Annotated in this window: 26 protein-coding genes; 15 read left to right on the forward strand and 11 right to left on the reverse strand. The window is 69.6% G+C overall.

Going from position 1 to position 25,224, the window contains the following annotated elements:
• Positions 1-134: 134 nt before the first annotated feature.
• Entirely contained in the window at positions 135-1,079 is a 945-nt protein-coding gene (gene dusA / locus JI746_RS26970) for a tRNA dihydrouridine(20/20a) synthase DusA (RefSeq protein ID WP_408004133.1), read from the reverse strand.
• A gap of 170 nt (positions 1,080-1,249) precedes the next feature.
• Here dusA and JI746_RS26975 point away from each other — a divergent pair, with 170 nt between their 5' ends.
• Positions 1,250-1,654 carry an RNA-binding protein gene (locus JI746_RS26975; protein WP_201693415.1) on the forward strand — a complete coding sequence of 135 codons (405 nt, stop codon included), beginning with the start codon at positions 1,250-1,252 and terminating at the stop codon, positions 1,652-1,654.
• 114 nt (positions 1,655-1,768) lie between these two features.
• Positions 1,769-2,185, forward strand: coding sequence for an RNA-binding protein (locus JI746_RS26980; protein WP_201693416.1), 417 nt, complete (start codon positions 1,769-1,771; stop codon positions 2,183-2,185).
• A 73-nt stretch (positions 2,186-2,258) separates the two neighbouring features.
• Here the strand turns inward: JI746_RS26980 and phbB are convergent, their stop codons facing one another.
• The 3 genes from phbB to JI746_RS26995 form a co-directional block, all read right to left on the reverse strand.
• The gene (gene phbB, locus JI746_RS26985; protein ID WP_201693417.1) at positions 2,259-2,996 is read right to left on the reverse strand and encodes an acetoacetyl-CoA reductase; all 738 of its coding nucleotides are present in this window, start codon (positions 2,994-2,996) and stop codon (positions 2,259-2,261) included.
• Positions 2,997-3,041: 45 nt separating this feature from the next.
• Complete coding sequence (locus JI746_RS26990) at positions 3,042-4,223, reverse strand: acetyl-CoA C-acetyltransferase (RefSeq protein WP_201693418.1); 1,182 nt, start codon at positions 4,221-4,223, stop codon at positions 3,042-3,044.
• A gap of 137 nt (positions 4,224-4,360) precedes the next feature.
• Positions 4,361-6,052, reverse strand: coding sequence for a PHA/PHB synthase family protein (locus JI746_RS26995; RefSeq protein ID WP_201693419.1), 1,692 nt, complete (start codon positions 6,050-6,052; stop codon positions 4,361-4,363).
• 89 nt (positions 6,053-6,141) lie between these two features.
• Here JI746_RS26995 and JI746_RS27000 point away from each other — a divergent pair, with 89 nt between their 5' ends.
• On the forward strand, positions 6,142-6,423 hold the full coding sequence (locus tag JI746_RS27000) for a hypothetical protein (RefSeq protein ID WP_201693420.1): 282 nt from the start codon (positions 6,142-6,144) through the stop codon (positions 6,421-6,423).
• Here JI746_RS27000 and pgeF read toward each other — a convergent pair.
• Entirely contained in the window at positions 6,355-7,092 is a 738-nt protein-coding gene (pgeF, locus tag JI746_RS27005; RefSeq protein WP_201693421.1) for a peptidoglycan editing factor PgeF, read from the reverse strand. The genes JI746_RS27000 and pgeF overlap by 69 nt on opposite strands.
• Before the next feature lie 79 nt (positions 7,093-7,171).
• On the reverse strand, positions 7,172-7,813 hold the full coding sequence (gene maiA, locus JI746_RS27010) for a maleylacetoacetate isomerase (RefSeq protein WP_201693422.1): 642 nt from the start codon (positions 7,811-7,813) through the stop codon (positions 7,172-7,174).
• A 124-nt stretch (positions 7,814-7,937) separates the two neighbouring features.
• Between maiA and JI746_RS27015 the strand changes: the two genes are divergently transcribed.
• From JI746_RS27015 to JI746_RS27035, 5 genes are read left to right on the forward strand one after another with little or no spacing between them, the layout of a single operon-like run.
• Positions 7,938-8,876, forward strand: a complete 939-nt coding sequence (locus JI746_RS27015; protein WP_201693423.1) for an alpha/beta hydrolase — start codon at positions 7,938-7,940, stop codon at positions 8,874-8,876.
• Between the two features lie 10 nt (positions 8,877-8,886).
• Positions 8,887-10,278, forward strand: a complete 1,392-nt coding sequence (locus JI746_RS27020) for a Rieske 2Fe-2S domain-containing protein (RefSeq protein WP_201693424.1) — start codon at positions 8,887-8,889, stop codon at positions 10,276-10,278.
• On the forward strand, positions 10,275-11,753 hold the full coding sequence (locus JI746_RS27025) for a glutamine synthetase family protein (RefSeq protein WP_201693425.1): 1,479 nt from the start codon (positions 10,275-10,277) through the stop codon (positions 11,751-11,753). Before JI746_RS27020 ends, JI746_RS27025 begins: the two co-directional genes overlap by 4 nt.
• Positions 11,753-12,085, forward strand: coding sequence for a 2Fe-2S iron-sulfur cluster-binding protein (locus tag JI746_RS27030; protein WP_201693426.1), 333 nt, complete (start codon positions 11,753-11,755; stop codon positions 12,083-12,085). The genes JI746_RS27025 and JI746_RS27030 overlap by 1 nt, the downstream gene beginning before the upstream one ends.
• 10 nt (positions 12,086-12,095) lie before the next feature.
• Entirely contained in the window at positions 12,096-12,404 is a 309-nt protein-coding gene (locus tag JI746_RS27035; RefSeq protein ID WP_201693427.1) for an antibiotic biosynthesis monooxygenase family protein, read from the forward strand.
• A gap of 254 nt (positions 12,405-12,658) precedes the next feature.
• Here the strand turns inward: JI746_RS27035 and JI746_RS27040 are convergent, their stop codons facing one another.
• A complete protein-coding gene (locus JI746_RS27040; RefSeq protein ID WP_201693428.1) occupies positions 12,659-13,321 on the reverse strand; it encodes an OmpA family protein in 663 nt (220 codons plus the stop codon).
• A gap of 85 nt (positions 13,322-13,406) precedes the next feature.
• On the reverse strand, positions 13,407-13,865 hold the full coding sequence (locus JI746_RS27045) for a MarR family winged helix-turn-helix transcriptional regulator (RefSeq protein ID WP_201693429.1): 459 nt from the start codon (positions 13,863-13,865) through the stop codon (positions 13,407-13,409).
• A 153-nt stretch (positions 13,866-14,018) separates the two neighbouring features.
• Between JI746_RS27045 and JI746_RS27050 the strand changes: the two genes are divergently transcribed.
• From JI746_RS27050 to JI746_RS27080, 7 genes are all read left to right on the forward strand, one after another.
• A complete protein-coding gene (locus tag JI746_RS27050) occupies positions 14,019-15,377 on the forward strand; it encodes an FAD-dependent oxidoreductase (protein WP_408004131.1) in 1,359 nt (452 codons plus the stop codon).
• Complete coding sequence (gene gtdA / locus JI746_RS27055) at positions 15,374-16,429, forward strand: gentisate 1,2-dioxygenase (RefSeq protein ID WP_201693430.1); 1,056 nt, start codon at positions 15,374-15,376, stop codon at positions 16,427-16,429. The genes JI746_RS27050 and gtdA overlap by 4 nt, the downstream gene beginning before the upstream one ends.
• The gene (locus JI746_RS27060; RefSeq protein ID WP_201693431.1) at positions 16,426-17,127 is read left to right on the forward strand and encodes a fumarylacetoacetate hydrolase family protein; all 702 of its coding nucleotides are present in this window, start codon (positions 16,426-16,428) and stop codon (positions 17,125-17,127) included. Before gtdA ends, JI746_RS27060 begins: the two co-directional genes overlap by 4 nt.
• A gap of 91 nt (positions 17,128-17,218) precedes the next feature.
• The gene (locus JI746_RS27065) at positions 17,219-17,695 is read left to right on the forward strand and encodes a TRAP transporter small permease (RefSeq protein ID WP_201693432.1); all 477 of its coding nucleotides are present in this window, start codon (positions 17,219-17,221) and stop codon (positions 17,693-17,695) included.
• On the forward strand, positions 17,692-19,008 hold the full coding sequence (locus JI746_RS27070; RefSeq protein ID WP_201693433.1) for a TRAP transporter large permease: 1,317 nt from the start codon (positions 17,692-17,694) through the stop codon (positions 19,006-19,008). Before JI746_RS27065 ends, JI746_RS27070 begins: the two co-directional genes overlap by 4 nt.
• Before the next feature lie 254 nt (positions 19,009-19,262).
• The gene (locus tag JI746_RS27075; protein ID WP_201693434.1) at positions 19,263-20,318 is read left to right on the forward strand and encodes a TRAP transporter substrate-binding protein; all 1,056 of its coding nucleotides are present in this window, start codon (positions 19,263-19,265) and stop codon (positions 20,316-20,318) included.
• A gap of 138 nt (positions 20,319-20,456) precedes the next feature.
• The gene (locus JI746_RS27080) at positions 20,457-21,005 is read left to right on the forward strand and encodes an NUDIX hydrolase (RefSeq protein ID WP_201693435.1); all 549 of its coding nucleotides are present in this window, start codon (positions 20,457-20,459) and stop codon (positions 21,003-21,005) included.
• Positions 21,006-21,035: 30 nt separating this feature from the next.
• Here JI746_RS27080 and JI746_RS27085 read toward each other — a convergent pair whose 3' ends face one another.
• The 3 genes from JI746_RS27085 to JI746_RS27095 all read right to left on the reverse strand — a co-directional run bounded on the left by JI746_RS27085 (position 21,036) and on the right by JI746_RS27095 (position 25,200).
• The gene (locus tag JI746_RS27085; protein WP_201693436.1) at positions 21,036-23,120 is read right to left on the reverse strand and encodes a serine/threonine-protein kinase; all 2,085 of its coding nucleotides are present in this window, start codon (positions 23,118-23,120) and stop codon (positions 21,036-21,038) included.
• Positions 23,121-23,186: 66 nt separating this feature from the next.
• Entirely contained in the window at positions 23,187-24,293 is a 1,107-nt protein-coding gene (locus tag JI746_RS27090; protein ID WP_201693437.1) for a type VI secretion system-associated FHA domain protein, read from the reverse strand.
• Between the two features lie 13 nt (positions 24,294-24,306).
• Positions 24,307-25,200, reverse strand: coding sequence for an adenylate/guanylate cyclase domain-containing protein (locus tag JI746_RS27095; RefSeq protein WP_201693438.1), 894 nt, complete (start codon positions 25,198-25,200; stop codon positions 24,307-24,309).
• Between the last annotated feature and the right edge of the window lie 24 nt (positions 25,201-25,224).

Here is a 25,224-nt window from a genome sequence, read left to right on the forward strand (position 1 = left end):
TTGCGGCCAACGGGTCATACAGTGTTTGAATCTCTCCCCCCGCTCAATCAGCTTTTCCGTTGTGCCGGAACGACTTGGCGCACTGGCCCGGATCTATTCCGGACAGCAGTGCGCCTTCGCGGGAATGACGGGGGTCAGGCGACCAGTTCCAGGCCTTCGTGCGCGCGGCGCATCACTTCGGCCGGCGGCTCGCCCTTCAGGCGATGGTCGCTCCACACCTGCCGCCAGCGGCGCGCACCCGGCAGGCCGTTGTACAGCCCCATCATGTGGCGCGCGATGGACGACCAGGGCGTGCCGCGGGCGGCGTGTTCCCGCTCCATGTAGCGCACCATCTGCTCCTCCACTTCCTCGCGGCGCAGCGCCGAGGGCGGCTCGCCGTAGAACTGCGCGTCCCAGCCCGCCAGCCACCAGGGGTGGTGGTAGGCCTCGCGGCCGATCATCGCGCCGTCGAGTTCCTGCAGCTGCTCGTGCACGACGGCATCGCTGGTGAGGCCGCCGTTGATCGCGATCACCAGCCGCGGAAAGTCCTGCTTGAGCCGATGCACCAGCTCGTAGCGCAGCGGAGGAACCTCGCGGTTCTCCTTGGGCGACAGACCCTTGAGCCAGGCGTTGCGCGCATGCACGATGAAGACGCGACAACCGGACTGCGCCACCGTGCCGACGAAGTCGCGCACGAATTCGTAGCTCTCGCCCTTGTCGATGCCGATCCGGTGCTTGACCGTCACGGGCAAGTCCACCGCATCGACCATCGCCTTCACGCAGTCGGCCACCAGCCGCGGCTCCGCCATGAGGCAGGCCCCGAACGCCCCGCGCTGCACCCGCTCGCTCGGGCAGCCGCAGTTGAGGTTGATCTCGTCATAGCCCCACTCCTGGCCCAGCCGGGCGCAGCGGGCCAGGTCGGCCGGCTCGCTGCCGCCCAGTTGCAGGGCCAGCGGGTGCTCGGCGGCGTCGAAATCGAGGTGGCGCGGCACGTCGCCGTGTAGCAGCGCGCCGGTGGTCACCATCTCGGTGTAGAGGCGGGTGTGGCGGCTCAGCAGGCGATGGAAGAAGCGGCAGTGCCGGTCGGTCCAGTCCATCATCGGCGCGACCGACATGCGCCAGTTGCGCGGATCGAATGTCACCCCCGTATTGTCCCAGTTCGCCGAACCCGGCCTGTCCGCCCCCTTCCTACCGCCTTCGCCCCCCGCCGACTACAGCCAAGCACGGCCGTGCGCGCTGGAATGGGGCAAACCCAAAGGAAGGATCAGGCATGAGGCCTTTTCAACTCGGCTCCGACATGAAGACGATGCGCGGCACCTTCTATCCCACCGGCTGGATGGTCTTGCTGTTCCCGGGTGAACAGCAGGTGCGCGAGGCCGCCCGCAAGCTCGCCGATGCCGGCGTCGGCGAAGACCGGATGATGCTCATGACGCCGCAGGACTTCCGCGCCGAAGTCGCCGGCAGCAAGGGCGACGAAGGGATCCTGCCCTCCGCCGGCACCGAAGGCGACACGGTTCGCAAGATGGCCGGGCTGGTCGCCCAGGGCCACCACGGCCTGTTCATCCATGCGCCCGACCAGGAGCAGTCCGACCACGTGATGGAAATCCTGCGCGACACGCCGGTGTCCTTCGGCCAGAAGTACCGCAAGCTCGTCATCGAAGACATCGTGGAGTGACGGACGCGGCGCGCCTGCCGCCGCTCGCTCCCCTGACGGCCGCGGGGTCTTCGCCTCGCGGCTGTTGCCATGCGCCTATGCTGTCCTGGCCCCAGTCCTGTCAAGGAGGCGCTCATGAAGCCGTTCAGCCTTGCCACCGGCATGACCAACATGCGCGGCGTGTTCTATCCCACCGGTCACATGGTCCTGATGCTGCCGACCGCCGCGGACGCGCGGCAGGCGTGCGAACTGCTGCGCAAGGACGGCGTCTCCGAGGACGACCTCTGCGTCGCCAGCCCGGAGGAGTTCGAGCGCCAGATCACCGGCGCCACCGATGAAGACGACGAGCTGCTGCCTTCGGTGGGCACCGAGGCGCAGACCGCGCAACGCTTCCGGAGTCTCGCGCACGAGGGCCACCACGCGCTCATCGTGCACGCCAACGCCGGGATGGCATCCGAGCATGTGCTCCAGGTTCTGAAGGACCTGCCGATCTCCTACGGCCAGCGCTACCGCCACCTGGTGATCGAGGACCTGGTCGAAGCCGGGAGGTGAACGGCCGAAAAAAAGCCCGCCGGAGCGGGCTTGTCCCTGAGCGGCGGCGACGGGGTCACCGCCGAATCGGGCATCAGCTCATGTGCAGGCCGCCGTTGACGGAGAACTCCGCACCGGTCGAATAGCCGCTTTCCTCGCCGGCCAGCCAGGAGATGATCGAGGCGATCTCGCTCGGCTCGCCGAAGCGCTTGACCGGGATCGTCGCGATGATCTTGTCCTGCACGTCCTGGCGGATCGCCTTGACCATGTCGGTGCCGATGTAGCCCGGCGCCACCGTGTTCACGGTCACGCCCTTGTTCGCGAGTTCCTGCGCCAGGGCCATCGAGAAGCCGTGCATGCCGGCCTTGGCCGCGGAGTAGTTGGCCTGGCCCGCCTGGCCCTTCTCGCCGTTGACCGACGAGATGTTGATGATGCGGCCCCAGCCCTTTTCCACCATGTCCGCCACGACCTGCTTGGTCACGTTGAACATCGAGTTCAGGTTGGTGTCGATCACCGCGTCCCAGTCCTCGCGGGTCATCTTCAGGAACATGCGGTCGCGCGTGATGCCGGCGTTGTTCACCAGCACGTCGATCGGGCCGTGCTCCGCCTTCGCCTTGCTGAAGGCTGCGACGGTCGAGTCCCAGTCGCTCACGTTGCCGACCGAGGCATGGAACGTGTAGCCGAGCGCCTTCTGCTCGTTGATCCACTTGTCGTAGTCGCGCGTGGGGCCGCAGCCCGCGATGACCTTGAAGCCGTCCTTGTGCAGGCGCTGGCAGATCGCGGTGCCGATGCCACCCATGCCGCCGGTCACGTATGCCACTTTCTGAGCCATGTCTCTTCCTTCTTGAACGTTTGGTGGGGGAATGCGATTAGGCGCTCAGGCGCGCTCGAGCGCCAGAGAGACGCCCATGCCGCCGCCGATGCACAGGGCCGCCACGCCACGGCGGGCTTCGCGGCGCTGCATCTCGTGCAGCAGGGTCACGAGGATGCGGCAGCCGGACGCGCCGATCGGGTGCCCGATCGCGATGGCGCCGCCGTTGACGTTCACCTTGGCGGGGTCGATGCCCAGTTCCTTGTTGACGGCGCAGGCCTGCGCGGCGAAGGCTTCGTTGAGTTCGAACAGGTTGACGTCCTCCGCCTTCCAGCCGGCGCGCTGCAGCGCCTTGCGCGTGGCGGGCACCGGGCCCAGGCCCATCATGGCCGGGTCGAGGCCGGACGTGCCGAAGGCGGCAATGCGGGCCAGGGGCTTCAGGCCGAGCTGGGCCGCCTTCTTGGCGCTCATCACAACCACGGCCGCGGCGCCGTCGTTGATGCCGGAGGCGTTGCCCGCCGTCACCGAGCCTGCCTTGTCGAAGGCCGGACGCAGGCTCGCGAGGGCTTCGGCGCTGGTCTTCTTGTTGATGAATTCATCGGCGTCGAACACCACCGGGTCACCCTTGCGCTGCGGGATCGAGACCGGAACGATCTCGTCCTTGAACCGGCCGGCGGCCTGGGCCTCGGCGGCCTTCTGCTGGCTGGCCAGTGCCAGGGCGTCCTGCTGCTCGCGCGTGATGGCGTTGGCCTTGGCGACGTTCTCCGCCGTGATGCCCATGTGGTACTGGTTGTAGACGTCCCACAGGCCGTCGACGATCATCGAGTCGATCATCTTCCAGTCGCCCATGCGCTGGCCGTCGCGCGAACCCAGCAGCACGTGGGGCGCGGCGCTCATGTTCTCCTGGCCGCCGGCGACCACGATCTCGCTGTCGCCCCAGGCGATCGCCTGCGCGGCGAGCATCACGGCCTTGAGGCCGGAGCCGCAGACGGCATTGATCGTCAGGCCGGGCACTTCCTTGGGCAGGCCGGCCTTCAGCAGCGCCTGGCGCGCCGGGTTCTGGCCCGCACCGGCGGCCAGCACCTGGCCCATGATCACCTCGCCGACCTGCGCCGGATCGACCTTGGCGCGCGCCAGCGCCTCCTTGATCACGATCGAGCCGAGCTCGGTCGCGGGGATCTTGGCGAGCGAGCCGCCGAACTTGCCGACGGCGGTGCGCGCGGCGGAAACGATGACGATGTCTTCCATGGTGTTCATCCTTGGTGCGATCTGGGTGGCTGTGAAACCCTCCGGCGGGAGGGCTCTGGATGGCTATGCCTTCCTCGCGGAAGGCCTCTGGTTTCTTCGCATGCTCCCTCCGCGGGGGAGGAGCTGCAAGCGCGGCCTCAGGCTTTCGCCTTGACGTAGCGCCCCGGTGCCGGCTCGATGGCCTTGTATTTCGTGCCGCGACCGTAGGCCTTGGGCGCGGGAATCTGCTTGCCGCCTTGCGGCTCGAGCCAGCCCGCCCACTCGGGCCACCAGCTGCCGGCATGCTCCTTGGCCCCCTTGAGCCAGTCGTCGAAGGTCTCCGGCAGCTTGTCGTTGGTCCAGTAGGAGCGCTTGTTCTTCGTCGGCGGATTGATCACGCCGGCGATGTGGCCGGAGGCGCCCATCACGAAGCGCTTCTTGCCGGGCAGGTGCTTCACCGTGGCGTAGGCGCCGGCGATCGGCACGATGTGGTCTTCGCGCGATCCGTAGATGAACACCGGGATGTCGACCTTGCGGAAGTCCACCTTCTCGCCGCACACCGTGCACTTGCCCGGCTTGACGAGGTTGTTCTCGAGGTAGGTGTTGCGCAGGTACCAGGCGTACATCGGCCCGGGGAGGTTGGTCGAGTCGCTGTTCCAGTACAGCAGGTCGAAGGGCGGCGGCGTTTCGCCCTTGAGGTAGTTGCCGACGACGTAGTTCCACACCAGGTCGTTCGGACGCAGGAAGCTGAAGGTCGACGCGAGCTCCTGCCCCTTGAGCAGGCCGCCCTTGCCCATCTGCATTTCGCGGAACTTCACGAAGGCGTCGTCGATGAACAGATCGAGCACGCCGGTGTCGCTGAAGTCGAGGAAGGTCGTGAGGAAGGTTGCGGACGCGACCGGCTTTTCCTTGCGCGCGGCCAGCACCGCCAGCGCCGTGCCGAGCAGCGTGCCGCCGACGCAGAAGCCCAGCGCGTTGACCTGCTTGGCGTTGGCGACGTCCTGCGTGACCTCGATGGCCTTCAGCACGCCCTCGGCGATGTAGTCGTCCCAGGTCTTGTCTTCCATGGACGCATCCGCGTTGCGCCAGCTCACCACGAAGGTGCGGTGACCCTGCTCGGACAGGTAGCGCACCAGCGAGTTCTCGGGCTGCAGATCGAGGATATAGAACTTGTTGATGCAGGGCGGCACCACCAGGAAGGGACGCTCGTAGACCTGCGCCGTCAGCGGCTTGTATTCGATCAGCTGGAACAGCTCGTTCTCGAACACCACGGCGCCTTCGGTGGTGGCCACGTTGCGGCCGACCTCGAAGGCGCTTTCGTCGGTCATGGAGACGTGGCCCTGCTGCAGGTCGGCCAGCAGGTTCTGCACGCCGCGGGCGATGCTCTCGCCCTTGGTCTCCAGCGCCTTCTGCTGCGCCTCGGCGTTGAGCGCCATGAAGTTGCTGGGCGCGGAGGCGGCCATCCACTGTTCGACGGCGAAGCGCAGGCGCGCCTTGGTCTTGGCATCCGTTTCCGCGGCTTCGGCCAGAGCGAGCAACGTGCGCGCATTCAGCAGGTACACCGCGGCGGAGAAGGAGGCAACCGGATTGCGGGACCAGGCGTCGTTGGCGAAGCGCTTGTCGGAAGGACCGGGCCGGTCGGACAGGCCCTGGTTCCACATCTGCGAGGCTTCGCGGACATACGCTTCCTGCAGTTCACGCAGCTTGTCGGGCGCGAAGCTCAGCGTCGGGAAGCTGGTGGCGGTCGGCACGGCGACCTGCTGGAACGACTGCAGGGCGCGCGCCCACTGGCTGCCCAATTCCTGCTGGAATTGCCTGGCTTGGGACGCCCAGTCCACGTCAGAATTCATCCGATGTCTCCTACTATTGTCTTATGCGGGGAAACCCGGAGTATCCCATCATCTATGTTGCGGCGCAACATTTCTTGACTGGTACTTTCATGTACCTGGTCGTGATCGCCTGGATGTACGTGGCGCTGATGATGGGCGTCGCCGAAGCCAACCACCCGAACGGCACTTTGCTCGGTGCCGTGTTCACCGTTTTACTCTATGGGGTGGCTCCTGTCGCCCTCTTGATCTACCTCATGGGCCGACCGGCTCGACGCGCGGCGCGCCAGAAGCGGGAAGCAGCGGCCGCCATCGCCGCCGCGCCCTCAGACCCGCCAGACGGAGGCGGCGAAGCGCCCGCTGACCCGGTCGCGCCGGTGCGAAAAGAACCTTGAGGGATTGGCGACGGTACACCAGGCCGGCGTGCCGTCGTTGCCGTGGAGCGCGGTGATCCCCAGGGCCGACAGGCGCCGGCGCGCGAGGGCCGGCAGGTCGGCGAGGAACTTGCCGTCGGCATGCGGGCGGAACAGGCCTGCGGCAGCAGCATCGTGCGCGACGAAGGCGGCGCGCACCTCCGGCCCGACCTCGAAGGCCTGCGGCCCGATGCACGGGCCCAGCCAGGCGAGCATCCCCTGCGCCGCACCGGCCGTGGGTGCCATCTGCGCCCACAGCGCCTCCAGCACCCCGCCGGCCAGCCCGCGCCAGCCGCAGTGCGCGGCGCCCACGACCGCTCCGCGCCGGTCGGCCAGCAGCACCGGCAGGCAGTCGGCCACCATCATCGTGCAGGCGAGGCCGCGCTCGGTCGTCCAGCAGGCGTCGGCCTCGGTCGTGTCCCGGGTGGTGGCGTCCAGGCGCACTACGCCCTGGCCATGCACCTGCCTGAGGAACACCGGGCGCGCCTGCAAGGTGGCGGCGAAGCGGCGCCGGTTCTCCTGCACCGCGGCCTCGTCGTCGCCGACGTGGTCGCCCAGGTTCAGGGTGTCGTAGGGCGGCGCGGAAACACCGCCGCCGCGCTCGCTGCAGAAGGCGCCCACGCCCGCCGGCGCTGGCCAGTCCGGGGTCATGGGACCCCCACGCTTGTCACTTCGTGTACTGCGCTGCCCCCCGAGGGGGCCTTCGCGCCTTCGGGCGGCCGTGCGGCGCTCATCCTTCGTTGTCCGGGCAGCTCGAAGGCTGGGCCTTCTGGAACGCCGGATGGCGCATGCAGGCTTCGAAGGCGGCCATGGTGCGGGGCAGCCCGCTGAAGTCGACGTCGAAGCGCTTGCCGTTGAAGATCTGCGGCACCAGGCAGCAGTCGGCCAGCGTCGGCGTCTCGCCCCAGCAATAGGTGCCGGCCGGCAGGCGTGCCAGTTCCTGCTCGAACTTCTCCAGGCCGTCGCGTACCCAGTGGCGGTACCACGCGTTCTTGGCCGCCTCGTCCACCTTCAGCTCGCGCGTGAGGTACTTCAGCACCCGCAGGTTGTTCAGGGGATGGATCTCGCACGCGACCAGCTGCGCCAGGGCGCGCACGCGCGCGCGGCCGAGGGCATCGCGCGGCAGCAGCGCCGGCTCGGGATGCGTCTCGTCCAGGTATTCGATGATCGCCATCGACTGGCTCAGGAGCTCGCCCTCGTCGGTCTGCAGCGCCGGCACGAGCTGCGAAGCGGACACGGCGGTGTACGGCTCCTGCCGGTGCTCGCCCTTGACCAGGTGCACCGGCAGGTACTCGTAGCCGAGGCCCTTGAGCTCGAGCGCGATGCGCACGCGGAAGGAAGCGGAGGAGCGGAAGTAGTTGTACAGCTTCATGGCGTGAGCATAGCGCCGGCCTCCTCTACACTGGTGCGTGGAACGCTGGGGTTCGCGCGCTTCGCGGCTCACCGCCAGCCTCGCGTCTACGCGGCGCCAGCCAACAAGTGAACAGGAGACTGTCATGCTGCACCCCCAGGCCCGGGACCTCCTGCGGCTCATCGAGGAAAAGGGCGTCCCGCCCATGCATACGCTCTCGCCGGCCGACGCGCGGTCGTACTACCTCGAGCGACGCTTCTTCACGCAGCCCGAGCCGCCGCACGTGGCCGCGATGCGAGAGCTCGAAGCAGCCGGGCCGGCCGGCCCGATCCGCCTGCGCAGCTATCGCCCGCTCGGCACGCCCGAGGACGCCGTGCTGCCGGTGCTGGTCTACTTCCATGGCGGCGGCTGGGTGATCGGCGACCTGGAGACGCACGACACGCTCTGCCGCGAGCTGTGCAACCTTTCCGGCACGGCGGTGATCGCGGTGGACTACCGGCTCGCGCCCGAGCACCGCTTTCCCGCTGCCGTCGACGACGCCATAGCGGCCACCCAGTGGATCAGCGACAACGCCGCCAGCCTGAAGGTTGATGCCAACCGGCTGGCCGTGGGCGGCGACAGCGCCGGCGGCAACCTGGCGGCCGTCGTGGCGCTGCACGCGCGCGATTCCGGCCGCCTGCCGATCGCCTTCCAGCTCCTGATCTACCCCGCCACCGACCAGCGCCGCAACGCGCCTTCGCACACCAGCAACGGCCAGGGCTACCTGCTGACGAAAGAGACGATCACCTACTTCCACGACCACTACTTCGGCGACGACTCGCACGACGAGGACTGGCGTGCCTCGCCGCTGCTGGCGCAAAGCCATGCGGACCTGCCGCGCGCCTTCATCCTCACGGCCGGCTACGACCCGCTGCGCGACGAGGGCCTGCAGTACGCGCAGAAGCTGTCGGAGGCCGGCAGCCGGGCGACGCTGGTCAACTTCGAGCGCGCCGTGCACGGCTTCATCCTGATGGGCCGCGTGATGGACGAGGCCAACGTGGCGGTCCACCTGTGCGCCAGCCAGCTGGTGCACGCGCTGCATTGAAGGGAGTCCGATGAAGGCGGAGCAGAACGAACTGATCACGCGGGTGGGCCCGGGCACGCCCTGCGGCGCCGTGATGCGCCAGTACTGGCAGCCGGTGGCGCTGGTGGACGAATTCGAGCCGCGGCTGGATCCGCGCATGGCGCAGCGGCCGCTCAAGCCCGTGCGCGTGCTGGGGCAGGACCTCGTCCTGTTCCGCGACGCCGCCGGCCGCTGGGGCCTGCTCGATCGCGACTGCCCGCACCGCGGCGCCGACCTGGCCTTCGCGCGCCACGAAGGCGACGGCGTGCGCTGCCCCTTCCACGGCTGGAAGTTCGATGCCGCCGGCCGCTGCCTGGAGACGCCGGCGGAGCCGCAGGGCAGCAAGCTGTGCGAACGGGTGCGCCAGCGCAGCTATCCCGTGGTGGAACGCAGCGGCATCCTGTTCGGCTGGCTGGGCGAGGAAGGCGCCACGCCGCCGCCCTTCCCCGCCTTCGACTGCTTCGCCGCGCCGGCCTCGCACACCTTCGCCTTCAAGGGCCTGTGGCACTGCAACTGGCTGCAGGCCTTCGAGGTCGGCATCGATCCGGCGCATCCCTCCTTCCTGCACCGCTTCCTGAGCGATGCGCCGCTGGAGGCGATCGGCGACAACCCGGCCGGCAAGCAGTTCCGCAGCGCCAGCGCGGGCGACTTCGGCGGCGAGAAGTGGCCGATGACACGCATCATGCGCGAGTTCCACCGGCCGGACATCTCCGCCGAGAACCGGCCCTGGGGCCTGCAGCTCACGACGCTGCGGCCCATGACGGACGAACTGACGCACGTGCGCGTGACGCAGGCGATCTTCCCCCACACCTTCGTGATCCCGCTGTCCGAAACGCTCACCATCACGCAGATGCACCTGCCCGTCGACGACACCCACACCTACTGGTACTCGATCTTCACCAGCTTCGCGGGGCCGGTGGACAAGGAAGCGATGCGCACGCAGCGGCTGCAGTTCATCGCGCTGCCGGACTACGTGCCGAAGTCCGGGCGCCACAACGACTGGGGCTTCAACCCCGAGGAGCAGCGCGGCCGCACCTTCCTCGGCATGGGCGAGGAAGACATCAACGTCCACGACCAGTGGGCGGTGGAAGGCATGGGCGCGATCCAGGACCGCACGCGCGAACACCTGGGCACCAGCGACAAGGTGATCATGGCGAACCGGCGCCTGCTGCTCAAGGCGATCGAGACCGTGCAGGCCGGCGGCGTGGCGCCCGGCGTCGCCGATGCGGCCCTGGCCGGCGAGATGCAGGGGCCCGACACGGTCGACGGCATCGCTCCCGCGGGCACCTGGGCCACCTGGTGGCGCGAACGCATCGAGGCGAAGCGCGCGGCGGCGCCCTGGCTGGCCGCCCGCGAACCCGGCACGCAGGCGCAGACGGCGTGACGTCGTTCGCCCAGCGTTGCGGCGTGCACGATGCGGCACGCGAGGAAGCAGTGGCGCGCGTCGCGCAGCGGATCGAGGCGCAGGGGCTGGAGCTCGTGCGCTTTGCCTGGTGCGACCTGCACGGCGTGCTGCGCGGCAAGACCCTGGTCGCCGCCGCCGCGCCGCGCGCCTTGCGCGAAGGCCTCGGCATGGTCAGCACGCTGATGCTGAAGGACACCTCGGACCGCACGGCCTTCCGGGTGTTCGAGCCGGGCGGCACGGACTCGCTGCCGGGGTTCGGCTTCGCCAACAACCTGCAGCTGCTGGGCGATCCGGCCAGCTTTCGCCAGCTTCCGTGGACCGCCGCCACCGGATGGATCCAGTGCCAGCCCTGGTTCACCGACGGCCAGCCGGTCGAACTGGACACCCGGCGCGTGCTGCAGCGCGCGCTCGCGCGGCTGGAAAAGGCGGGCTTCGAGCTCAAGTGCGGCCTGGAGATCGAGTTCCACATCTACCGCATCGAGGACGCGCAGGCGCAGCTCGATGCCGAGCAGGCCGCCTGGCCGGCGCCCGTGCCGCGGGTGAGCCTGGTGCATCCCGGCTACAACCTGCTGGCCGAAGGCTGGTACGACCTGGCGGAGGAGCCGCTGCGCATCGTGCTGCGCACCGCGCAGGCGCTGGGGCTGCCGCTGCTGTCGCTGGAGGTGGAGCTCGGGCCCAGCCAGGTGGAGGCCGTGTTCGAGCCCACCGATGCGCTCACGGCGGCCGACAACATGGTCCTGTTCCGCAACGCCGTGAAGATGGCGCTGCGGCGTGCCGGCTACCACGCCACCTTCATGTGCCGGCCGCCCTTTCCCAACATCATGTCCAGCGGCTGGCACCTGCACCAGTCGCTGGTGGACCTGCACACCGGCGCGAATGCGTTCCGGCGCGACAGCCCCGGCACGCACACCACGCCGGCCGATGCGGGCTCCACGCTGTCGCAGGTCGGGGAGCACTGGCTGGCCGGCCTGCTGCAGCATGCGCGCGGCATGGCCGTGTTCTGCACGCCGACGGCAAACGGCTTCGGCCGCTTCCGCCCCAACGCGCTGGCGCCGCAATCGGTGCTGTGGGGCCGCGACAACCGCGGGGCGCTGCTGCGCGTGATCGGCGACTGCGGCGACGAAGCGACGCGGATCGAGAACCGCATCGGCGAGCCCGCGGCCAATCCCTATCTCTACATCGCGTCGCAGGTCCATGCCGGCCTGGAGGGGATCGGCCGCCGGCTGCTGCCACCCGCAGCCACGGACGCGCCTTACGCCGGCACGGGCGAGAACCTGCCCACCAGCCTGGGCGAGGCGCTGGCGGCGCTGCGCACCGACCTCGGCCTTTGCGAAGCCTTCGGTGCGGCGTTCATCGACTACTTCACGCAGATCAAGCGCAGCGAGCAGCAGCGCCTGGAGGCGGCGGACGACAGCGAGGAGTTCATGCGACGCGAATACTTCGGCAGGTTGTGATGACGATCAAGGTGCACCTGTTCGGGCCGGCCTCGGCCCCCGGCGAGACGACGCTGGAAGTCAGACCCGGCCAGAGCCTCATGCAGGCGGCCGTTGCGGGCAACGTCAAGGGCATCGAGGCCGACTGCGGCGGCCTCCTGACCTGCGCCACCTGCCACGTCTACGTGCGCGAGCCCTTCGCCAGCCGGCTCGACCTGCCGACGGAGGACGAGATGGGCATGCTCGAATTCACCGCCTCGCCGCGGCGCGCGGGCAGCCGATTGAGCTGCCAGATCAGGCTCACGCCGGAGCTGGATGGCTTGGCGGTAGACTTGCCCGAGAGCCAACACTGAAAGCACGAAGATGATCCTGGAACTCGCCGACATCCGCATCGCACCGGGCAAGCAGAAGGAATTCGAGGAGGCGATCGAGCGCGGTGCGCGCAGCGTCATCGCCCGTGCCGAAGGCTGCCGCGGCTTCAAGGTGAACAAGGGCGTCGAGTCGCCGGAGCGCTACGTGCTGCAGGTCTTCTGGGACACGCTGGAAGACCACACGGTGAAGTTCCGCGGCGGCCCGCTGTTCGCCGAATGGCGCGCGATCGTGGGGCCGTTCTTCGCGCAGCCACCGGTGGTGGAGCACTTCACGCTGGTGGCGAAGAGCGGCGAGAACTGACGCGCGGCAACCCCTCGCAGGCTGGCTGCCGTCATCCCCGCGCAGCCTCACTCCCGTCATCCCCGCGCAGGCGGGGACCCAGAGCACGCGCGCAGCGCGTGAAAACCGGAAGCCCTGGATTCCCGCCTTCGCGGGAATGACGGAATTCCCGCCTTCGCGGGAATGACGGGATCTGCGCCTTCGCGGGAATGACGGGATTTGCGCCCTCGCGGGAATGACGGAATCTGCGCCTTCGCGGGAATGACGCGAGTTGCTCAGCGCGCCGCGACGTTGCGCTCGCCCAGGAAGATCTCCACCCGGCGGTTGCGGGCGCGGCCGGCGTCGCTGGTGTTGTCGGCCACCGGCTCGTGCTCTCCCCGCCCCGCCACCTGGATCTGCGCGGCGCTCACGCCGCGCGAGACCAGGTAGTTGCGCGTCGCCTGCGCGCGCTCCACCGAGAGCCGGTTGTTCAGTTCGTCGGAGCCGGTGCTGTCGGTGTGGCCGATGATGCGCACCTCCGTGTTCGGCTGGTTGGCCAGGCCACTGGCGAACTGGTCGAGGATGGGGCGCATGTTCGGCTTGATGTCGGCACGCCCGGTGTCGAACGACAGGTCGCTCGGCACGTTCAGCTTCAGCTGGTTGTCGGCCGTCTGGGTCACGGTGGCGCCGCTGCCCATGGTGGCGCGCTCCATCGCCAGCCGCTTCTGCTCCATGTTCCGGGACCAGATGTAGCCGCCGGCGGCGCCCACGCCGGCGCCGATCAGCGCGCCCTTGGTGTTGCCGCCGATCGCGGCGCCGGCCAGCGCGCCGACGCCGGCGCCGATCGCGGTGTTGCGGGTGGTCGGGGTCATGCCGGTGTTCATGTCGGCGCAGCCGGCGAGGCCGAAGGCCGCCGTGGTGACGGCGATGAGGCCGAGGCGGATCGAGTGGGTGTTCATCTTCTCTTCTCCTGTTGTAAAAGCCCATCCATTGGAGAGAAAAGCGGCGCCGCAGGCTGTCGGACAAGGCCGACCTTGAGCATTGTTACGCCTCTTCGCCCTCGGCCGCGAGGTCCTGGTGGGCGGCCACCAGGCGATCGAGCAGCGCGACCAGCTGCTCGCGATCGCTTTCGTCCAGGGGCGCCAGGATGCGCGCCTGCACCTTGCCCACCGCGCGCTTCATCCTGCGCGCCGCCTCCGCGCCCTCCGGCGTGACCCACAGGCACTTGCGGCGGCGGTCGTTGTCGTGCGCCGCCCGCCGCACCCAGCCGCGCGCTTCCAGCCGGCCGATCACGGAGCCGAAGGTCGCGGCGTCGAAGGCGACCTTGCGCGCCAGCGTCACCTGGTCCTCGCCGGGGTCCTCCAGCAGCGCATTGAGGATGGCGAACTGCACGGGCGTGACCTCGTAGGCGGCCGTCTCCTCCATGAAGATCGCCACCGCCACCTGGTGCGCGCGCCGGATCAGGTGCCCGGGCGCATGCCGGAAGTCGAATCCCTTGCCCATGGACGCCAGTCTATGCACGAACCTTGCGGTGGGTCAAATCCATATGTATGCTTAGCATCTATGGGCGGCCTCGTCCCGGCGCGCCGGGGAATCCGCGGGCTTCACCGGACTCCAATGGATGGACAGGCGCGCGGACCTGCAGAAGCCGAACGAATGATGACCCGCACCCTCACGGAACCCAGCCGCGCCACGCCGGTCTGGGGCGAATACGACGTCGTCGTGCTGGGCGGTGGCCCCGCCGGCATGGCCGCCGCCGTGGCGGCCGCGCGCGCCGGCCGCAGGACGCTGCTGGTGGAGCGCTACGGCTTCCTCGGCGGCATGGGCACCGCCGCCGGCGTGACCAACTTCTGCGGCCTGCACGCCAACGTGCATGGCGAGATCCGGCAGGTGGTGCATGGCGTGGCCGACGAGTTGCTGCAGCGCATCGCGCGCCTGGGCGGCCTCAACCAGCCGCACGCCCTGTTCGGCAAGACGGTGGCCCAGGCTTACGACACCGCCGCCTACAAGATCGCCGCCGACGACCTGCTGCTGTCCGCGGGCGTCGAGGTCCTGTTCCACGCGCTCGCCGCCGGCGTGGTGATGGAGGGCGAACGCCGCGTGCAGGCGCTGCTGGTCGAGACCAAGTCCGGCCGCCGCGGGGTACTCGGCCGCACCTTCATCGACGCTTCCGGCGACGGCGACCTCGCGGCCTGGGCCGGCGCACCGTACGACAAGGGCGACGGCGCCGGCAACATGCTCTACCCCTCGACCATGTTCCGCATCAACGGCGTCGATCCCGCACGCGCCGGCAAGGCCTGGGAAGTGATCCCCCGGCTGATGCTCCAGGCCGAGGCCGAAGGCCGCTACCGCTTCCCGCGCAAGACGCCGATCGTGCGGCCGCAGAAGAGCGGCATCGAATGGCGGGTCAACCTCACCCAGCTGGCCAACCGCGAAGGCAACGCCATGGACGGCACCGACGCGCGCGACCTGAGCGAAGCGGAAGTGCTGGGCCGCCGGCAGATCGCCGAAGTCGCCGGTTTCCTGCGCGAGGTGCCCGGCTTCGAGAGCTGCTACATCGTCGACATCGCGCCGCAGGTCGGCATCCGCGAGACGCGCCGCGTGCGCGGCCTGTACCAGCTCACCGAGAGCGACGTGCTCGATTGCGCGAGCTTCGACGACACCGTCGGCGTCAACGGCTGGCCGCTGGAGCTGCACCTGAAGGGCGACGTCGAATTCCGGTGGCCGAGGATCCCGGAGAGCCGCGGCTTCAACCACCTGCCCTACCGCATCACGGTGCCCGAGGGGCTGGACAACGTCTGGGTCGCGGGCCGCTGCGCCTCGATGAGCCACGAGGCGCAGTCGGCGGCGCGCGTGACCGGCGCCTGCTTCGTGATGGGCCAGGCCGCCGGCGCCGGGGCCGACCTGGCCCTGCAATCGGGCGTCGCCGCCAGTGCGGTGGACGTCGCTTCCCTGCAGGCGCGCCTCGAAGAAAATGGCGCCTGGCTGGGTCGCATCGCAAAGGAGACTGCATGAACGCCCCCCTTCCCACCGCGCAGCTGCGCCAGCAGTTGTACCGCGACATGGACCCGCACAACCTCACGCCCCTGTGGGAGGTGCTGCATGCGCTGGTGCCGCCGCAGCCGAAGACGCCCTGTGCGCCGGCGCTGTGGAAGTACGACGAGGTCCGGCCCTACCTGATGCGCGCGGGTGAGGTGATCACCGCCGAAGAGGCGGTGCGGCGCGTCCTGATCCTGGAGAACCCGAAGCTGCGCGGCCAGTCGGCGGTGACGCAATCGCTCTATGCCGGCCTGCAGCTGATCCTGCCCGGCGAGGTGGCGCCCAGCCACCGGCACACGCAGAGTGCGCTGCGCTTCATCGTCGAGGGCTCCGGCGCCTACACCGCCGTCGACGGCGAGCGCACGACCATGCGGCCGGGCGACTTCATCATCACCCCGAGCTGGACGTGGCACGACCACGGCCACGAAGCGGACCAGCCGGTGGTGTGGCTCGACGGCCTGGACATCCCGATGATCCGCTTCTTCGATGCCGGCTTCGCGCAGAACGACACCAGCAAGTCGCAGCAGGTCACGCGCAGCGAAGGCACCAGCTTCGCGCGCTACGGCCACAACATGGCGCCGGTCCGCGCGACATCCCCCTACGGCCGCACCTCGCCGATCTTCAGCTACCCCTACGAGCGCAGCCGCGAGGCGCTGGAGCAGCTCGAACGCGGCGCGCCCATCGACGCCTGGGACGGCAGCAAGCTGCGCTACGTGAACCCGCTCACCGGCGGCTGGCCCATGCCCACCATCGCCACCTTCCTGCAGAAGCTGCCGGCCGGCTTCAGCGGCAAGGGCTGGCGCCAGACCGATGGCGCCGTGTACAGCGTGGTCGAGGGTGAAGGCGAGGTGACCATCGTCTCCGGCGAGCAGGAGTGGCGCTACGCCTTCGGCCCGCGCGATCATTTCGTCGTGCCCTCGTGGCACACTGCGCGCCTCGCTTCCGCCAGGGGCTGCGTCCTGTTCAGTTTTTCCGACCGCCCCGTGCACGAAGCGCTGGGAATCCATTCCGAAGAAAGGTTGTCATGAGCTACGTCTTCCAGCCGGCGCCGGCCGTCAGCGTGCCCGTCGTGGGCCGCGCCGAGCGCTTCCCGGTCCGCCGCATCTACTGCGTGGGCCGCAACTACGTGGAGCACGCCAAGGAAATGGGCTTCACCGGCCGTGAGCCGCCCTTCTTCTTCCTCAAGCCGGGCGACGCCGCCGTGGTGGTGGATGCCGGCCAGACGGCGACCCTGCCCTACCCGAGCCTCACCAAGGACCTGCACCACGAGATCGAACTGGTGGCCTGCATCGGCAAGGGCGGCAAGAACATCCAGGCCGCGGACGCCAAGCAGCACATCTTCGGCTACGCGGTGGGGCTGGACATGACGCGCCGCGACCTGCAGGCGGACATGAAGAAGCAGGGCCGCCCGTGGTGCATCGGCAAGGCCTTCGACAACTCCTCCCCGATCGGCGCGATCACCCCGGCGCAGCAGGCCGGCGACATCGAGAACGCCGAGATCTGGCTGCAGGTGAACGGCAAGGACCGCCAGCGCAGTTCCGTCTCCAAGTTGATCTGGAACATCGGCGAGATCATCGAGCACGTCTCCAACGCCTGGGAGCTCGCACCCGGCGACCTGATCTACACCGGCACGCCGGAAGGTGTCGCCGCCGTGGTGGCCGGCGACACGCTCGTGGGCGGCGTCGCGGGCCTCGAGAGCATCTCCCTGAAGATCCAGGCGGCCTGAGGGTCGCCTCGGCACCACGCATGGGGCGCGGCGCCTACGCCGCTGCCCTATGATCGCGGCCATCCCGAAAAGCACAAAGAGGGGGTTAGGCTTGCGCGTCCTCGAGACACTGGCGAAGTTCTGCGCCATCGTGGCCGGTTTCATTCTCACGGGCATCACGCTCATGACCTGCGTGAGCCTGATCGGCCGCAACACCACCGGCGCCACCCTGGTGGGCGACTTCGAACTCACGGCCGTGACGGCCGGCGCCGCGGTGGCGCTGTTCCTGCCCTGGTGCCAGGCACGCCGCGGCAACATCATCGTCGACTTCTTCACCGCCAAGGCCGGCGCGCGCACCAACGAGCGGCTCGATCGCGTCGGCGCGCTGCTGCTCGGACTGTCGGTCGGCCTGCTCGCGTGGCGCACCACCCTCGGCGGCCTCAGCTCCTGGAACGCCCACTCCACGACCATGATGCTCGGCTTCCCCGAATGGATCGTGTACTGCGCGATGGTGCCGCCGCTGGCCCTCACGGCGGTGATCGGGCTGTGGCAGGCCGCCTTCGGCTTCGGACCGGAGGTGCACGAATGAGCCCGCTCGCGCTGAGCGGGGTGATCTTCGGTCTCATGCTGCTGTTGATGGCGATCCGCGCGCCGATCGCCATCGCGATGTTCGTGGCCGGCTGCGTGGGCTACGTGCTGCAGGCCGGGGCTGCGCCGCTCGAGAGCTTCCTCAACGCGCAGGCCTTCGCGCGCTTCGCCAGCTACGACCTGTCGGTGATCCCGCTGTTCATCCTCATGGGGAACTTCGCCACCCAGGGCGGCATCTCCAAGGCGCTGTTCGAGTTCGCCAGCGCCGTGATGTCGCGCTTCCGCGGCGGCCTGGCGATGGCGGCGGTGATGGCCTGCGCGGCCTTCGGCGCGATCTGCGGATCGTCGGTCGCCACGGCGGCGACGATCACCTCGGTCGCCCTGCCCGAACTCAAGCGCCACGGCTACTCGGGCCGGCTCGCCACCGGCACGCTGGCGGCGGGCGGCACGCTGGGCATCCTGATCCCGCCTTCGGTGCCGCTCGTGATCTACGCGATCCTGACCGAGCAGAACATCGCCAAGCTGTTCGCCGCGGCCATGGTGCCCGGCCTCATCGCCATGGTGGGCTACATGCTGGCCATCGGCATCTACGTGCGCCTGGTGCCGGGGCATGCGCCGGAGCACGAGCAGGCCTCGCGCGTGACGCTGCACGCGCTGGGCGGCGTGCTGCCGATCGCGCTGATCTTTGTGCTGGTCTTCGGCGGCATCTACGGCGGCTTCTTCACCCCCACGGAAGGCGCGGCGGTCGGTGCGGCGGCCACCTTCGTGGCGGCCCTGATCAAGCGCGAGATGACGTGGCAGAAGTTCAAGCACTGCTTCTACGCCACGGCCGAAGGCTCGGCGATGATCTTCATGATCTTCATCGGCGCCGACCTGATGAACGCGGCGCTGGCGCTCACGCAGGTGCCGGCGCAGCTCGCCAGCGTGGTGGGCGGCTGGGGCCTGTCGCCGGTGATGGTGGTGGCCGCGATCCTGCTGTTCTACGTGGTGCTCGGCGCGGTGATGGACGAACTGTCCATGATCCTGCTGACGATCCCGATCTTCTTCCCGCTGGTCATGACGCTCGACTTCGGCATGTCCAAGGAGTACACGGCGATCTGGTTCGGCATCATGGTGCTGATGACGGTGGGCTTCGGGCTGCTCGCGCCGCCGGTGGGGCTGAACGTGTATGTCGTCAACGGCATGGCGCGCGACGTCCCGATCTGGGAGAGCTACCGCGGCGTGATGCCCTTCCTGGTGAGCGACACGCTGCGCACGCTGCTGCTGCTGTTCTTCCCGTCGATCTCGCTCTGGCTGGTGAAGTACATCTCGTAGGCTGGGAGTGACCTGGCACGTCGGCGGTGTCGTGCATCCCGTGCGTCGGCGGTGACGTGCATCCCGTAGGCTGGCGGTGACGCGCGCAGCGCCGGAACCCCAGCGCTCGCCGGACAGGCGCTTCGCCCCATCGCTGGGGTTCGCGCGCTGCGCGGCTCACCACCAGCCTACGCCGAACCCGTGCGGGAAAGCCCCCAACGCTGCACCTGCGCCCATGCGGTAAGTTCAGGGGCTCTCTCCCTGGAGACCCGACAATGATGCAACGCAGAACAGTTCTTCGTACCGGCGCCGCAGCGGCGCTCGGCGGCGCGGCCCTCGGCAGCCTCGCGCAGCAGGCCGTCACGCTCAAGTTCCACACCTTCATGGCGCCCACCTCCAACGTGTGGCTGAACATGCACAAGGCGTGGATGGACAAGGTGGAGAAGGACTCCAAGGGCCGCATCAAGTTCGAGGCCTATCCGGCGATGCAGCTTGGCGGCACGCCGGTGCAGCTCTACGACCAGGCGCGCGACGGCGTGGTCGACATCATCTGGACGCTGCCGGGCAACACCGCCGGCCGCTTCCCGCGGGTCGAAGTGTTCGAGCTGCCCTTCATCATGTCCAACGCCGAGGCCACCTCCAAGGCGTACTGGGAATACGTGCAGACCCTCGCGCCCGACGAATTCAAGGAGACGCAGGTCATCGCCCTGCACGTGCACGGCCCCGGCGTGATCCACACCGTCGACAAGGCCGTCAAGACGGTGGCCGACATGCGCGGCCTCAAGGTCCGCGCGCCGACGCGCCAGGTGACCAAGCTGGTGGGCTCGCTGGGCGCCACGCCGGTGGGCATGCCCCTGCCGCAGATTCCCGACGCCCTCTCCAAGGGTACGATCACCGGCTGCGTGATTCCCTGGGAGGTGGTGCCCTCGGTGAAGGTGCACGAACTGACCCATCACCACGCGGAGTTCGATCCCGCCGGCGGCGCCCTGTACACCACGACCTTCGTGATGGCCATGAACAAGGCCAAGTACAACTCGCTGCCCCCGGACCTGAAGAAGGTCATCGACGCCAACTCCGGCATGGCCACTTCGGCCTGGCTCGGCAAGGTGCAGCAGGCCGGCGACATTCCGGGCCGCAAGGCCGCGGTGGACCAGCCCGGCACCAGCATCTTCACGGTCAGCCCCAACGAGGCGCAGGAATTCCGCCGCCGCTCGCGCCAGATCGAGGTCGAGTGGGTGGAGGACATGAACAAGAAGGGCTTCGACGGCCGCAAGCTGCTCGATACCGCCAAGGCCCTGATCGACAAGCACACGAAGACGACCAAGGCGTAAACTCGGTCCCCGACGTTTGCCCCGGAAGGCTCCTGCGGGAGCCTTTCTGTTGCCCGAAGGGAGCGCTGGGGTTCGCGCGCTTCGCGGCTCACCGCCAGCCTACGTTCACGCGCCCTCGCGCCCACCGACAGCCGACAAGTGACGTTTCGCAGTCCCATCAAGCATTGCCGCAATTGCGGAACCACCGTCGTCTACCGCGTGCCCGACGACGGCGACACGCACGAGCGCGCGGTCTGCCCGGCGTGCGACACCATCCACTACGAGAACCCGCTGAACGTGGTGGGCACCGTGCCCTACTGGGGCGACAAGGTGCTCCTGTGCAAGCGCAACATCGAGCCCCGCTGGGGCAAGTGGACGCTGCCGGCCGGCTTCATGGAGCTGGGCGAGACCACCGCGCAGGGGGCGATGCGCGAAACGCACGAGGAAGCCGGCGCGCAGATCGAGCTCGAAGGCCTGTTCACGGTGCTGAGCGTGCCGCGCGTGGGCCAGGTGCACCTGTTCTATCGCGCGCGCCTGCTGTCCGACGTGTTCGACCCCGGCTTCGAGACGCTGGAGGCCAGGCTCTTCGACCAGCACGAGATCCCCTGGGACGAGATCGCCTTCCGCACCGTGCGCGAGACGCTGGAGCACTTCTTCGCCGATCGCGCCCGCGGCCACTTCGCGGTGCACAACCTCGACGTGCTCTGAGAACGTCCGCTCCTAACGCGGCGACCGCTCCTAGCGCGGCACCTTGCTTTCCTCGCGCATGCGCGCTTCTTCCCGCCGCTTGACGCACAGCGGGTGGTTGCGCGCGCCGGGCTTGTCGCAGTGCTCCGAGAGGCACAGTTCCTTGGCCAGGAACATGCGGTCCCTGCACTGGTCGACGTCGCGGTAGTTGGCGGCGTTGCCCGCGTTGGCGCTCGCCACCGGGGGCGGCAAGGGACGGGGCGGCTCGGGCTCGACGCGCGGCGGCGCTGCCGCGGCCGCATTGGACGACTCCTGCGGCGGCGGCACGGCCGCGGTCCGGGTGCCGGACCGGCCCTGGGTCTCCGCCGCGGGCTTGCGCCCAGCCGCCTTCTCGGCCCGCTCCCGGTCCCGTTCGGCCCGGGTCTGCGGCTGCGCGGGCGCCCTCGCAGTGGAGGCCGGAGCGACGGTCGCGGCCTCGGGAGGCGCCGTGACGATGGCGGGTGCGGGCACCGGCGCCGGGACGGGCGGCGTGCCGGCCTGCGGCGCCGCAGCCACCGGCGCGGCGGGCGCCTGCGCCTGCGGAGCCGGCCCCTCGGTCTTGCCCCGGCCCAGCACCATGGCCAGCACACCGGCCACGGCGAGCACGCCCACGCCGGCCACGACCGCCATCGGCACCTTCTTCTTCGGCCCGGCTGCGGGTTCCCGTGCAGGCTCCGGCTTGGCCCTCGACGCCGCCGGTGCCGCGGCGGGCTTCGCTGCACCTGCTGGCGCCGGCGTGCTGGCGGCGGCGGCCGCGCCCGGCGGCGGCGGCTCGGTGACGGTGCGGGTGTATTCCTCCTCGATCCACTGCGTCGGCTGGAACGCGCTGGACGCCTCCGCCGGCGGCGGGCGGGCCGGCTCCGCCGGCAGCGCGCCGGCCTCGAGATTCGGGAACGCGCTGTTGGGGAACACGCTGGGCGCGAAAGCCGCGGGCGCCGCGACGGCGCCCCCCGGCTGCGTCACACCGGCGGCCACGGTCTGCTCGCCGCCGGACAGCTTGCGCAGGCGGCGGCGCGCCAGGTCCGCATAGATGCCGGCCGGGAATTTCTCCAGGAAGCCCTGGAGCTCCTCCGGGTCGGCGGAGTCCTTGACGTCCTTCCAGTAGACGAGCTCGAGCTCCTGCGTGACCGTCGACGCGCCGCCCGGCGTCGTCATCGCGCCGGGGACGGTGCCGCCCGGCGCCACGGTGCCGGGGCTGGTCAGCGGGCGGGACAGGGCCCGCTCGAACCTGCGGTTCGGGTTCAGCGGCGGCACCACCGTCTGGTCTTCCGCCCGGCGGATCGCCGCCTGCAGGGCGACGGCGAAATCGCGGGCGGTGGCGAAGCGCTCGTCGCGGTCCTTGGCCAGCGCCCGGGCGACGACCGCATCGAGCGCAGCGGGCAGGCGTGGATTGATGCTGCTGGGCGGCGGCGGCGTGTGGCCGATGATCTGGTGGATGATCGAGAAATCGTTGTCGCCGTCGAAGGGGCGCTTGTCCGTCAGCAGCTGGTACAGCACGACGCCGGCGGAGAACAGGTCCGCGCGCGAATCGATCTTCTGCCCCTGGACCTGCTCGGGCGCCATGTACTTCAGCGTGCCCACCATGCTGCCCTGGGTGCGCGTGGCCTCGCCCGAATCCTGGATGCGGGCGACGCCGAAGTCGGTCAGCTTCACGCGGCCGGCCGGCTCGATCAGCAGGTTGGCCGGCTTGATGTCGCGGTGGACGATGCCCTGCTTGTGCGCATAGTCCAGCGCGCTCAGCAGGTCGCGCACGATCTTGAGCGACTGCTCCAGCGAAAAGCGCTGGCCACGATCGAGGTGGTGCTTGAGGTCGTCGCCCTGGATGTACTCCATCACGAGGAAGGCGACGTTGGCGTCCCGGTCGGAGTCGTAGACGCTGACGATGTTCGGATGCTGCAGCCGGGCAGCGGAGCGCGCTTCGGTGCGGAAGCGGTGCTCGTATTCGGCGGCGGCTTCCTCCGAGAGGTTTTCCACCTTCACGGTCTTGATGGCGACGCGCCGGTCGAGGTTGGGATCGCGCCCTTCGTACACGACGCCCATCGCGCCCTTGCCGATGACGCGCAGCACTTCGTAACGGCCCAGCTTTTTCAGAGTCACATCAGCCCGAGGCGCAACAGGTGGAAATGCATTCTAGCCCGCGCCCCCTGGGCAAGGCCGAGCGGCTCAACCGTCGGGGCGCCCGCCTGTGTTGCGTTTCGCACGCAGGAGTGCGCGTGCGTACGCGCGTGCGAAATGGCGGTCCAGCAACTGATGGACCCAGGCCGGTTCGGCGGCGGCCCGTTCGGCATAGTCGCGGGCGAAGGCCTCCCAGGCGCGGGCCGCCCCGAACAGCCGGCGGCCGCTGCCCGGCAGGCGCTTGCGCAGCGCCTCCGGCTCGAAATCGGCCAGCACGCCGCGGATCGCCTCCTGCACCGCCTGGCCCATGGCCTGCTCGTGCGCCACCAGTTCGGCGGCGACTTGCGCCATGGCGCGGTCCGGCGGCACGAAGCCGCCGCTGGCGGCGGCGCCGCCGAACAGGTACTCCAGCCTGGTTTCGATCGGCGTGTCCAGCCGCAGCGGATGGAGCTCGCTGCGCTCCGCCGGCGTCGGCTCGCCGGCGCGGGTGTCGCGACGCGTGGCGGCCGCGGCCTCGCTGGCCTGCAGCAGGGCCTGCACGGCGATGCGCGTGATCCGGCCGATGGTCTGCAGCTCGCCGCGGGTGAGCCCGGCATGCGTCGCGCCGTGGACCCCGAGCCCCTCGAAGAAGGACTCCAGGTCCGGCGCCGGCGCGAGCGCCTCGGCGCGCAGCGATCCGCCCGGCGCCCCGGGGCCGAAGGTGGTCTGGAAGCCCCAGTCGCCGAACGGATCCTCCTCCGCCGGCGTCTCGGGCCGGGTGGTGCCCTCGACGGAATCGAGCAGTTCGGCCGCGGACTGGAGGTTCGCCCAGGCATCGACGGACGCCGGTCCCGTCTGCTCGTCCTGCGTCGCCAGCGCGGCGGTGATGCGGAAGGCCGACAGCGAAAGCACCTCGCCCGCGGCCAGCACGCCGCGCGCGCCGGGCGGCAGTTCGCCGGCGGGCGTCTGCACGCCATTGACCACCGACAGCACGTGGAACTGCAGCAGGTCGCCGTCGTTCCACAGGCTCAGGTGCCGGCGCGAGACGTTGCGCTCCGCGTCCGGCAGGCAGATCGCGCAGTCGCTGTCGCGGCCGAGGATCAGCGCCGGCTCGCCCGCTTCCAGCCGGCGGGTCACATCCACTCCCGGGCCGGCGACGTGGATCTGCAGCGCCATGGCGACCGGCCGGCTAACTGGCGACGGCGAAACTGGCGATCGGGGCGGCCTCGGCCCCGCGGTCGCAGCCGAGCGCGATCTGGCCCTGCCCGACCAGGTAGCACTCGGTGCGGCGCAGGATCACCGGCTCCGGCTGGTTGCCGAAGTAGACCCAGGTGCCGAAGCTCGAAGCATCGGTCAGCACGAAATGGCCGCCGCGCCACTGCACCGTGGCATGCAGGCGCGAGACCCGCGAGTCGTTCACGGGCAGGTCCGCCGTTGCCGAGCGGCCGAGCGTGATCGGCTCGCCGCGCGGCTGCATCTGCACCCGCTGGCCGTCGATGCTGATTTCCAGGTGCGCCTCGCCCGCGGCGTGGCTGCCGAGCGAGGCGCCCATCACGGTGGCGTCGCCCTCGTGGCCTGCCTGCCATTCGACGCGGAACACTTCCGTCGGGTCGCTCTTGCCGCGCAGGTACATGGGCCCGAGGCTGCGCAGCTTCTCCCGCAGCGGCACCGGCAAGGCGGCGCGCACGCGCTGGGTGGTGAGGATCTGCTCGGCCCCGGCCAGGTCGGCCAGCCGCGCCGCGCTGTTGACGGCGTCGCCGTAGCAGTCGCCTTCGATCTCCACGACCTCGCCCGCTTCGATGCCCATCTGCATCTGCACGGGTCGGCCGGTGCCGCCGGGGCGGACCGGCTTGTCCTGCAGCTGGACCTGGATGGCGATGCAGGCGGTGAGGGCCTGCTGCTCCGCGGCGAAGACGACGAACAGGCCGTCGCCGAGCAGCTTCACGACCCGGCCCTGGTGCCGCTCGAACACCTTGGCGAGCGCGCCCGTGAGCTGCGTGACGAAGCGCCCTGCGGTCTCGTCTCCGAGGCGCTCGAAGATGCCCGTACTGCCCACCAGGTCAGCGAATACGACGGAGGCCATGCACGGCCATTATGCCCCGCGGTC

This window comes from Ramlibacter alkalitolerans, assembly GCF_016722765.1.
In the GTDB taxonomy this organism is placed as follows: Bacteria; Pseudomonadota; Gammaproteobacteria; order Burkholderiales; family Burkholderiaceae_C; genus Ramlibacter; species Ramlibacter alkalitolerans.